The 11,078-nt window shown below is 51.8% G+C and carries 9 protein-coding genes; 5 read left to right on the forward strand and 4 right to left on the reverse strand.

All coding sequences use genetic code 11. The annotated features are described in order from the left end of the window. The first annotated feature begins 72 nt into the window (after positions 1 to 72). Entirely contained in the window at positions 73 to 1,536 is a 1,464-nt protein-coding gene (locus ABRZ28_RS20205) for an AMP nucleosidase (protein ID WP_319603933.1), read from the forward strand. A 34-nt stretch (positions 1,537 to 1,570) separates the two neighbouring features. On the opposite strand, the gene dksA is transcribed toward ABRZ28_RS20205, so the two are convergent. After that, entirely contained in the window at positions 1,571 to 1,990 is a 420-nt protein-coding gene (gene dksA, locus ABRZ28_RS20210; protein WP_319603932.1) for an RNA polymerase-binding protein DksA, read from the reverse strand. A gap of 75 nt (positions 1,991 to 2,065) precedes the next feature. On the opposite strand from dksA, the gene ABRZ28_RS20215 reads away from it, so the two are divergent. Next, positions 2,066 to 2,305 (forward strand): hypothetical protein, encoded by a 240-nt coding sequence (locus ABRZ28_RS20215; protein WP_319603931.1) that lies wholly within the window; start codon positions 2,066 to 2,068, stop codon positions 2,303 to 2,305. Here ABRZ28_RS20215 and ABRZ28_RS20220 read toward each other — a convergent pair. Together ABRZ28_RS20220 and proP are read right to left on the reverse strand one after the other, a co-directional pair. Further along, on the reverse strand, positions 2,302 to 3,504 hold the full coding sequence (locus ABRZ28_RS20220; protein ID WP_330521315.1) for a CobW family GTP-binding protein: 1,203 nt from the start codon (positions 3,502 to 3,504) through the stop codon (positions 2,302 to 2,304). The genes ABRZ28_RS20215 and ABRZ28_RS20220 overlap by 4 nt on opposite strands. Before the next feature lie 282 nt (positions 3,505 to 3,786). Further along, positions 3,787 to 5,289, reverse strand: a complete 1,503-nt coding sequence (gene proP, locus ABRZ28_RS20225) for a glycine betaine/L-proline transporter ProP (protein ID WP_319603930.1) — start codon at positions 5,287 to 5,289, stop codon at positions 3,787 to 3,789. Positions 5,290 to 5,936: 647 nt separating this feature from the next. Between proP and ABRZ28_RS20230 the strand changes: the two genes are divergently transcribed. Genes ABRZ28_RS20230 through ABRZ28_RS20240 form a run of 3 tightly spaced genes read left to right on the forward strand, consistent with a single transcriptional unit; the run spans position 5,937 to position 10,466 of the window. After that, complete coding sequence (locus ABRZ28_RS20230) at positions 5,937 to 7,694, forward strand: type I secretion system permease/ATPase (protein ID WP_330521316.1); 1,758 nt, start codon at positions 5,937 to 5,939, stop codon at positions 7,692 to 7,694. 46 nt (positions 7,695 to 7,740) lie between these two features. Further along, positions 7,741 to 9,114: an HlyD family type I secretion periplasmic adaptor subunit gene (locus tag ABRZ28_RS20235; protein WP_330521317.1), complete on the forward strand. Its 1,374-nt coding sequence runs from the start codon at positions 7,741 to 7,743 to the stop codon at positions 9,112 to 9,114. A 2-nt stretch (positions 9,115 to 9,116) separates the two neighbouring features. After that, on the forward strand, positions 9,117 to 10,466 hold the full coding sequence (locus ABRZ28_RS20240; protein WP_330521318.1) for a TolC family outer membrane protein: 1,350 nt from the start codon (positions 9,117 to 9,119) through the stop codon (positions 10,464 to 10,466). A gap of 91 nt (positions 10,467 to 10,557) precedes the next feature. On the opposite strand, the gene ABRZ28_RS20245 is transcribed toward ABRZ28_RS20240, so the two are convergent. After that, the coding region (locus ABRZ28_RS20245) for a calcium-binding protein (RefSeq protein WP_330521319.1) at positions 10,558 to 11,078 on the reverse strand (521 nt) is incomplete at its 5' end.

Here is an 11,078-nt window from a genome sequence, read left to right on the forward strand (position 1 = left end):
TTACTTTGACTTTCAGCTAGCCTGTTACAACATGACTAGCTGAAAATCAAAAAAACCAATGGAGAAACGAGTATGGGTAACAACGGATCCAGCGCGAACCTCACAACCGCTGAGGCGCTTGATAAACTGGAAGCGTTGTACGACAACGCAGTTTCAGCACTGCGTGATGCCATAGGGGATTTTATCAACCACGATAAATTACCTGATGTGAAGGCGCGCGCCGAGGGGCTGTTCGCCTATCCTGAACTGCGCGTCAAATGGGACGGCATCTCGACCGGTCACCCCAAACACCGAGCCTATGGACGCTTTACCCGACCGGGCAACTATGCCACCACTATTACCCGACCCGCCTTTTTCCGCCACTATCTGCAAGAACAGTTGACGCTGCTGGAAGAGGAATACGCCGCCAGCATTGAGGTGGTTCCCTCGCAGCAGGAGATCCCCTTTCCTTATGTCCTGGACGGCTCCGATCTTATCCTCGATCGCTCGATGAGCGCCGGGATCGCCAAGCATTTCCCGACGACCGAGCTGTCGAAAATCGGCGATGAAACCGCAGACGGGTTATTCCACGCCACCACCACCACCTCTCCGCTGTCGCATTTCGACGCGCTGAGAACCGATTTTTCTTTGGCGCGGCTGCGCCACTATACCGGTACCGACGTGGAGGCGTTTCAACCTTTCGTTCTGTTCACCAACTATACCCGCTATGTGGATGAATTCGTGCTCTGGGCCTGTAAACAGATTACCGATCCGGATAGTCCGTATGAAGCCCTGGCCTGCGCCGGCGACGTTTTTATCACCCCGCAGACCCCGGAGCCGGAACAAACCGTTTCCGACCTTACCTGGAAAAAACATCAGATGCCGGCCTACCATCTGATTTCACGCAACGGCAAAGGCATTACGCTGGTCAACATCGGCGTCGGCCCGTCCAATGCCAAAACCATCTGCGACCACCTCGCCGTGCTGCGTCCGCACGCCTGGCTGATGATCGGCCACTGCGGCGGCCTGCGGGAAAGTCAAACCATCGGCGATTACGTGCTGGCGCATGCTTATCTGCGTGACGATCACGTGCTGGATTCCGTGTTGCCGCCCGATATTCCGATTCCGAGCATCGCCGAAGTCCAGCGCGCGCTTTATGACGCCACCAAGACGGTAAGCGGCATGCCCGGCGAGGAAGTGAAACAACGCCTGCGCACCGGTACGGTGGTCACCACCGACGATCGCAATTGGGAGCTGAGATATTCGGCCTCCGCGCTGCGCTTTAATCTCAGCCGCGCGGTGGCCGTCGATATGGAAAGCGCGACCATTGCCGCGCAGGGTTACCGTTTCCGGGTGCCTTACGGCACGTTGCTCTGTGTTTCGGACAAACCGTTGCACGGTGAAATCAAACTGCCCGGTCAGGCTAACCGTTTCTATGAAGGCGCGATTTCGGAGCACCTGCAAATCGGCATCTGCGCCATCGATCTGCTGCGTGCGGAAGGCGACCGTCTGCATTCACGCAAACTGCGCACCTTCAACGAACCGCCTTTCCGTTAAATGCGGGGCAGTATGCCCGCGGGTATGCTGCCGACTACCTTTTTTTTGATAATTCCTTGATTTCCTGCGTCTCTTTCGCATCGATACTTAACTCCGCCGTCGGCCTTAGCAACAGACGGCGCAGCCCGATGGGATCTCCCGTTTCAATACAATAGCCGTATTCGCCGGTGCGAATACGTTGCAATGCCGCATCGATTTTCGGCAACAAACGGCTTTCACGATCGATCTGCCGAAACAGCATTCTCAGCTCTTCCTCTCTGGTCGCCTTATCTCCGTCATCACCGTACTGTTCGCTGAATTGGATCGCGCTTTTCAGTTCATCAATGTGGTTAAGCAGGCTGGCGCGTTCGTTGATAAGCCGGCTTTTAAAAAAATCCAGCTGCTGCTGGTTCATGTAATCTGCCGACGGCATGGCCAAAATTTGTAATTCTTCATTTTGCGATGATTTAGGCATCTTTGCCTCCAAAGATAGAATCCACTCTTTTGTTATGTTATAACAAACCAATATTATTGATGACAGGCAACCATAATGCAAAAACACGCCTACCTGTTGTTCCTTTTCCTTGTTGCGGCGAAATCCCCCGCCTTTCAGGCCAAAATCGCGCCGCAAGACCTTCCGTCCGCTGGCGAGCTAAACAATCTTGAGAATAGGTTGTATCACGTGTCTGCAATGACGATGCAAACGCTCCATCCGGGCGTATGCAGCGCCGTTTCCATTGATGGTTGCGGCTGTCCTTTCTGCGTACAGTTGAGAAACATCGGCCGCTAAACCCGGTTGTTCAACCTCGCAATGCTTTGCGGCCAGGGATCGTCGAATTCGCCGCCGCGCCGCCAGTACTCGATTTCGTCTTCCGTCAGAAAACAAGTTCGCAACGCCGGCACAAAGCGCGCCAACGCCCGCCGTTGGCCGATGAGCGTTAAGCGACAGCGGCGATCGCCGAAACGTCCCGGCATCAAGTCTAGTTGCTGTTGTAATATCTGTCGTTCGGATTGACTCAACCGGTTATCGCGATGGTTAAGTATTCCCGCTTTCCAGTAGCTGATGAACTCCAGACCGATGGCGCCGGCGGCCTGATTCCACAACAACGCGAGATCGTCGCGGCCCGGCAGCCAGAAAAAGCCTTTACTGCGATGAATGCCGACGCCGAGCGCCTGGTGATAAACCTGCCACAATCGCTGCGGATGAAATGGCCGCTCGTCCTCGACCACCTGGCAGGCAAGATCATAAGGATGACGGCTGGCGGAATTCGACGTTGCAAGCTCATCTTCCAGTTCGGCAATCAGCTTTTCGACGCGATGGAAATCATAGTCCGGCCAGGACAGTAAATCATTCAGCCTGATATTGCCCCAGCAAGAGGAGAGAATATCGACGTAAGGGTTCAATGGATGAACAGCCTGAGCGATATCCCGCACCGTTTCCGCCGCCAGCCGATCGGCTTTCGTCAGCAGCAGTTGGCTGCAAAACATGATTTGCTCCGCCAACAGGTTGTCAATGGTACGCGTCCCGTGCGCCAGGTTTTGTTGCAGCCGGGGGATCAACCGCGTTCCTGTCGCATAGTCCTGTTGCAGCATAAGCGCATCCACCAGAGTGATAACCCCTTTCAGCGCCACGGCAGGATGAGTATGGAAGTATTTGATCAGGGGCAGCGGATGGCTGCTGCCGGACGTTTCCAGCAGGATATGGGCGGGCTGATTTTTCGCCAGCATAGCGCATAACGCGCGATCCAGTTTCGCGATCCCGCTGACGCTGCTGATGTCATCCGCCGAAATACTGACAAAGTTGCTGTGCTGTTGATCGACGATTTCAGTATTGGCGATCAGTACGCCATCCACATCCAGTTCACTCATATCGTTAACGACGATACCGAGCGGTATGCCGTGTTGATGCGACTGGACCAGCAAACTTTTCAGCAAGGTGGTTTTTCCTGCCCCTAAAAAGCCGTTTAAGAGGGTCAATGGGATTTTCATGACGGCATCCAACTCTCGGGCCGGGTGATACAGGCAGGTTTATGCCGGGTCGGTTTTTTTCTGCGCGCTACGGGCATCATTGCGAACCCTGTTATCAAACGGTAAACATTTGCGTTATGTTATAACATATCCAGTTCTGTTTCCATATCAGGCCGCGTGGTCATCGCCGAAATACAGTGCGCCAAAACGCCAGCCCAACCAACGGCGCAGGAATAAAAAAACGGCCCCTTAGCGACTGGCAACCGTATCCAGCGCTAAGGGGCCGTTCAATGACTCATCGCCTTAATTAATTTTGGGATGCTGGTCGATCAGCGTTTTTCTTTTTGTCTGCAACTCGGCGATTTGCTCATCAATATCTTCTATTTTCTGTTCAATATTGTCGTGATGCTCCTGCAATAGCTCTTTCGCCTCGGCCCGGTCTGAAGCCGCGGGCGTTGCGCCTTTCAACGGTCGGTTCGCCGTTTCTTTCATCGATATCCCGGTGACCAGCCCAATGACGGCTATCACCATCAAATAATAAGCCGGCATATAGAGGTTACCGGTTGATTCCACCAGCCATGCCGCCGCCGTAGGCGTAAAACCGGCGACGAGAACGGAGATATTAAATGAAATGGCCAACGCGCTGTAACGTATATGCGTCGGGAACAGCGCGGGTAAAATAGACGCCATCACGCCGGTAAAAGAGTTAAGCAGCACGGCCAGAATTAACAGTCCGCAAAAAATAAGGCCAATCACGCCGCTGTTAATCAGCATGAAACTCGGGATGGATAACAGGAGAAGACCGATGCTGCCGCAGATAATAAACGGCTTACGTCCGAATTTGTCACTCATTAACCCCATTACCGGCTGGACAAACAGCATACCGAGCATCACGGCGATGATAATCATGACGCCATGGTCTTCCGAATAATGGAGACTATGTGACAGGTAGCTCGGCATATAGGTCAGCAGCATGTAGTAGGTGACGTTGGTGACAATCACCACGCCCACGCACATCAGTAAACCCCGCCACTGTTTGGTGGCAATCTCCCTGAATGACACTTTGGGCGCCGACTGTAAGCTGTCTTTCGATTCTTTATCTAGTTTATCAACATGCTGTTGAAAGGCGGGCGTTTCCTCCAGCGCATGGCGCAAATAGATCCCAATCAGTCCCAAAGGACCGGCAATAAAGAACGGAATACGCCATCCCCACTCGAGGAAATCCGCTTCGCCGACAATCGACGAAATCACCACGACCACGCCCGCGCCTAACACAAAGCCGGCGATCGAACCGAAATCAAGCCAACTGCCTAAAAATCCGCGCTTCCTATCTGGCGAATATTCGGCGACGAATATCGCAGCGCCGGTATATTCCCCGCCGACGGAAAAGCCCTGCGCCAATTTGGCCAGCAGCAATAATATCGGCGCCCAGATGCCTATGGATGCATAAGACGGAATCAAACCGATACAGAACGTACTGACCGCCATAATGATAATGGTTACCGACAAAACTTTCTGCCGGCCAAATTTATCGCCCATCGCGCCGAAGAATACCCCGCCCAACGGTCTGACAAGAAAAGGCACCGAAAAAGTCGCCAGCGCGGCGATCATTTGTACGCCCGGATCCGCACCGGGGAAAAATACCCGACCGAGCGCATAGGCAACGAAACCATAAACGCCGAAATCGAACCATTCCATCGCATTGCCAAGCGCCGCGGCCGTAATGGCCTTTTTAAGCTTGGCGTCATCAATTATCGTGATGTCCTGTATTTTCATTGGCACACGACGTTTCTTTTTTAATACCATCACCCACTTCCTTTGTTCAAAAAACAACCACTCATAAAATGGTATATAAGCGGTATAGTAATCAGTCGTTGATTATAGAGTATTTTGAAAAATGAAGCGCATCACACGACATGTGCGCACACCTGGTGGCCGCTACATACAGATAAAGATACCACGATAATTATTTCATTTATTATTATATATAAATGATATTTAAGATAATTTTATAAAAAAATCAAGCTTGAAGGTACTGTGAAAAAAAAATACAATGCGCTGAAAAATACAATTATCCGCGTTTAAAACAGTTCAATTCGATTATAATTTAACCAGAAAAATAGAAGCAATCGTCATCATAAAAGCTAATTTATCTTTTTATAATTGTCATTACATTGTTAACACAGCTGCTATCGACATTTGTCGTTATTAGCGTAACCAATTGGCATAGGTAGCTAAACAATTATCCTGAATAGTCTCCAGCTTAGATATGGATAACATACAGCCAGCGGAACCAGTCAGGGTGCAAAATGACAAGAGGAATAGCATTAATGGGCGACTGTTATTGATTCGCCGGAAATAATACAAGCGCTGATGGGAAATCAGAACGCCTAAGCAAGCTTAGATCCTTTTATAACAAGCTTGCCTCTACCTGGTATTTAAGGAAAAAAGCCATGTCCTCTCGAGCTTCATTAACACCGCAACAAAATATCATCAACGTTCTGAAAACCTATCAACAGGGATTCTGGGGAATCGGACTGTTTAGCGCAGTCACTAATTTACTGATGCTAGCGCCGGCAATCTATATGCTACAAGTGTACGACCGGGTTCTGCCTTCCGGAAACACGATGACGTTAATGATGTTAACCGTGATGATGCTAGGGCTGTTCACGCTTATGGGGCTGCTGGAATGGATACGCAGCGCTGTAGTGATTCGACTCGGAACGCAAATGGATATGAGGCTGAATCAACAGGTATATGACGCCGCATTCGAAAGCCATCTTCGAGGGAATACCTCAAACGCCAGCCAGGCACTAAATGACCTGACCACCCTGCGGCAGTTCGCTACCGGAAACGCACTGTTTGCCTTTTTCGACGCGCCATGGTTTCCCGTATATCTGTTCGTCATTTTTCTGTTACATCCATGGCTGGGGCTGATGGCGTTGGCTGGCGCTATCATATTGACTGTTCTGGCCTGGCTGAATCAGCACCTGACAAAAGAGCCACTGAAGCGGGCGGCGGAAATTACGGCCCTGGCTACACATCAGGCCAACGCCAATCTACGCCATGCCGATGCCATTGAAGCGATGGGGATGCTCCGCGTCCTGCGCGCTCGCTGGCTGGAACAACATATCCGCTTTTTACACAGCCAAAATCAGGCCAGTACAAAAGGCGCGGCCGTCACTGCGCTCTCTAAAAGCACCAGATTGGCGCTACAATCTCTGATACTGGGGCTAGGGGCGTTATTAGCCGTCGACGGTTCTATCACGCCTGGTATGATGATTGCCGGTTCCATCCTGGTTGGCCGTGTATTAAGTCCGATAGATCAAATCATCGCCGTATGGAAGCAGTGGACGCAGGCGCGCATGGCGTGGCAACGACTCAATACGCTACTCACCCGCCATCCACAGAGGATCCCGGGCATGCAGTTACCCACGCCGCAAGGAATATTGCAGGTAGAGCAGATCTGCGCAGCGCCTCCAGGCTCCCGAATGCCTTTTCTGAACCAGATTTCCTTTATGCTCGCTCCCGGAGATGTGCTCGCCATTATGGGGCCGTCAGGTTCGGGAAAGTCAATGCTGGCCCGCCTGCTCGTTGCTTCACAACCTCCATTAAGTGGCAAAGTTCGCCTTGATGGCGCCGACATGCATCAATGGGATAAAGGCGAGCTCGGTGAGTTCATCGGCTATCTGCCTCAGGAAATTCAGCTATTCAACGGCACTATCGCCGAGAATATCTCACGATTTAACTCTCCTAACGCCAATTTAGTCATCGCAGCAGCGAAAACAGCAGGCGTACATGACCTTATTCTGCGCTTGCCGCAAGGTTATGATACTCCGCTAGGAGAAAACGGCGGCGGTTTGTCCGGTGGACAAAAACAGAGAATCGCGCTGGCGCGCGCCATATACAAACAACCATCTCTAATAGTCCTGGATGAACCTAACGCCAACCTTGATGAAGAAGGGGAAAAAGCATTACTTGCGGCGATCGCTCAGCTAAAAGTCAGTCTCAGTACACAGATTTTAATCACGCATAAACCCACGTTATTAAGCTGTGCTAATAAACTGCTGATTCTACATTCAGGAAGAATTCAGTTTTTCGGTTCTCCATCTCAATTGCTGCAAAAACAGCAAAAAAACAAGCCAGCTATACATACCAGACTTCATTCGCCCTCAGTTGGTCAGGGTAATTCACCGGGCAGTAGCATTTAACCTCATTCGTCCTTTTTTGCGGTAGACTCAACAAGGAACAGTGTATATGTCAACGCATTCAGAAATAAATCACTCTTCGCCCGCACAGGAAGCTCCCTCGCCGGCGCTAATTGATTTACAACCATACACCGACGCAGGCCGTTATCTGCGACGTGGAATATGGACAGTGTTGCTGGGTTTCTGCGGGCTGCTGCTGTGGGCCTGCCTGGCACCGTTGGATAAAGGCGTGTCAGTCACAGGCAAGGTCATCGTAACAGACAACCGTAAAGTCGTTCAGCCTACCAGCAGCGGGCGCATCGCCCATCTGAATATTCGGGAAGGGGATATCGTCCAACGTGGCCAGATCCTGGCTACGCTGGATACCACCCCCGTGCAATCGCTGCACGATAATCTGTACCTCCAGTTGCAGGAGGCTCGAATAAGAGAGGCTCGACTACGGGCCGAACGCGATAATTTGCAGCAGATTTCCGAAGCGGTCGACAGCGAATATCCGCCTGCGGAATCCTCTTTTTCCCTGACCTTACAGCAGATGCGGCTATCGCAGCAGCAATTGTTTTCCAGCCGCCGTTCTGCATTGCGACAAGAGCTGTCCGCCATTAAGGCATCCATCCTCGGGACACAGGCGCAGTTTCAGGGCATCCAATCATTGCTGAATAGTTATCTGACACAGTACAGCCTGATTAGCGAACAGCTTACGGGTCTGCGTCCGTTAGCAAAAGAAGGCTATATTGCTCGCAACCGTCTGCTTGATATCGAGCGCCAAGCCACTCAGTTGCGTGGCGACATCGCACAGCAGCACAGCAGTCTGCAACAAACCAGTCAAGTGATATCCGAACTGGAGCAAAGGCTCCTGCAACGCCGGGAAGAATACCAGAAAGAAGTTCGAACCCAATTGGCCGAAGTACAACTGGGTATTCAAGATCTGACTCAACGTCTTAAATCAGCCAGATACGATTTGCAAAACACCCGTATTCTAGCGCCAGCCAGCGGCAGTATTGTCGGTTTAACACTGCATACCGAAGGTAGCGTTGTCAGCAGCGGACAAACGCTAATGGAGATTGTTCCCGCCAATCAGCCATTGCAAATTGATGCCCGCTTGCCGATCGACCTTGTCGATACCATCTCGCCGGGGCTGACAGTTGAACTGATGTTCACTGCCTTCAACCAAAGCACCACACCGCGCATTGATGGCATCATAACGCTGATCGGGGCCGACCAACTTATAGATTCGCAAACAGGCGTTCCCTACTACCCATTACGCATTAATGTCGATGAGAAAGAAAAACAGCAGATCGCTAATCTGGACATCCGACCCGGCATGCCCGTTGACGCGTTTATTCGCACCGGAGAGCGATCAATGCTTAATTACCTTTTCAAACCATTGCTCGATCGCCTGCACACGGCATTTACGGAGGAATAGCCATGTCGCAATCATACCGATGGCGCACCGCCATCATAGGTTATTGGTGTTTATCCGTCTGCCTGCTAAACGGCTATAGCTCTCACGCCGACGCACTGGGACTGATGGAAGCCTGGCAGCAGGCGCTTAAGCACGATCCAGGACTTCAAGCAGCGCGCCATGAGCGCAACGCTACAGTGGAAGAACGCAATATTGGCCGAGCGGCTCTATTGCCGAAGGTCAACTACGATTATGGTCAAGCGCGTGTTGATTCCACCGTGACCAACGGAGATCGAAGCGCCGACCGCGATTACACCAGCTATTCATCGACGTTATCGTTACAGCAGCCGCTGCTGGATTACGAAGCCTGGTCACGCTATCAGCATGGCAATACCAGCGCTCTGCAAGCGGAAGAGCTGTTACTCGACCAAAACCGGCAGCTCTTGGTGAAATTGTTCCAGACCTACACCAGCGTTTTACTTAACCAAGAGCAAATCATGCTGCTACAAGCACAACAACGCAGTTGGCGCGAACAGTTAAAGCTAAATCGCCGCCTGTTCGATATGGGAGAAGGCACGCGTACTGATATGCTGGAAACTGAAGCTCGCCTGAATATGAACCACGCCCTGCTAATCGAAGCCAGAGATAATCTGGACCTCAGTGAACAAACATTAGCAAAACTGCTGGGTAAGCCGACAATAAACGCAGCTCAACTTACACCGCTTAGTCCACATTTTATCCCTCAGTCATTGCAACCTGCAAATCTGCAACACTGGCAGTCGCTGACGTTGCGCTATAATGCGCAACTACTCGTAGCGGGATACTCTCTGGATGCCGCCAAATATAACATTGAACGCAACCGGGCCGGCCATATGCCACGCATTACGTTGGTGGCTAGCGCACGAAAAAATAGTTCAGAAACGGAAAGCACCTATAACCAAAAATATGATACCCGCTCTATTGGGGTCCAAGTCAACATTCCGTTATTCTCTGGCGGCGGCGTATCCGCCGCTACGCGCCAAGCGGCTGAACGCTATCGGCAAACAGCACTAGAGAAAGATGATTTAACAGCATCACTGCTGCTCGAAATACGCCGTCAGTTTAATCTGGTCGCTGGTAGTCAGGCTAAAATTGAAGCTTATCAACTGGCTGAACGCTCCGCTCAGGCGTTAATAAAGGCGACGCAAAAAAGCGTTCTCGGCGGCGAGCGGGTCAATCTGGATATCCTTAACGCCGAGCAGCAGCTTTATAGTACCCGGCGCGATCTGGCAGAAGCCCGCTATGCCTGGCTGACTGCCTGGCTGGAACTACACTATTACGCCGGTAAGCTTGATGATGACACATTGCAACAGTTGGCGAAAAATTTCAATTGAGGAGATCCCACCCGTAAGCCAATGCAAATAAGCTATGACCTGACTTCCGTCAGATCATAGCCTAGCATTAGGACATTACATCGAAGAATGATCAGATATAAGCAAGCTCAGGCTGTTCCGACGCCAGTGTATTCGCTCCGACCAGAATAACGTCTGCGTCTGCGCTACTGACCTCAACGTCGGAATCTTGCACCGCTTGCGTTTTCTGTTCTTCCTCCAGCAGCCACTCACGCATGCTCTGCACCGTCCAGATCGTGCCGTCGGCAAACGCCACATTCTCCACCCCGCGCTCATAGTACGCGTCGTACTGCGCCTTCAGTCGCACCGAGCCGCCGTCGCCTGCATCTGCCGCACTCGCCGCAATATGCAGGATCACGTCATTGCCGTCGCGCGTCAGACTCACCCGATCGGCGTTGATGTCTTCCAGCAGCAGCCGATCATCTTTGCCCGACCAGGCGCTCTTCTCTTCAATGGTGTCGTGACCATCGCCCCGGGCATAGTGATAGCGGTCATTGCCGTCCCCGCCGTTCAGATAATCGTCCCCCGTGCCGCCGCGCAGCCCATCCGCCACGTTAGAGCCGATCACCCGATCGTCGCCCGCCGTCTGCATCG

This window comes from Brenneria sp. g21c3 (assembly GCF_040240345.1).
Lineage (GTDB): Bacteria > Pseudomonadota > Gammaproteobacteria > Enterobacterales > Enterobacteriaceae > Brenneria.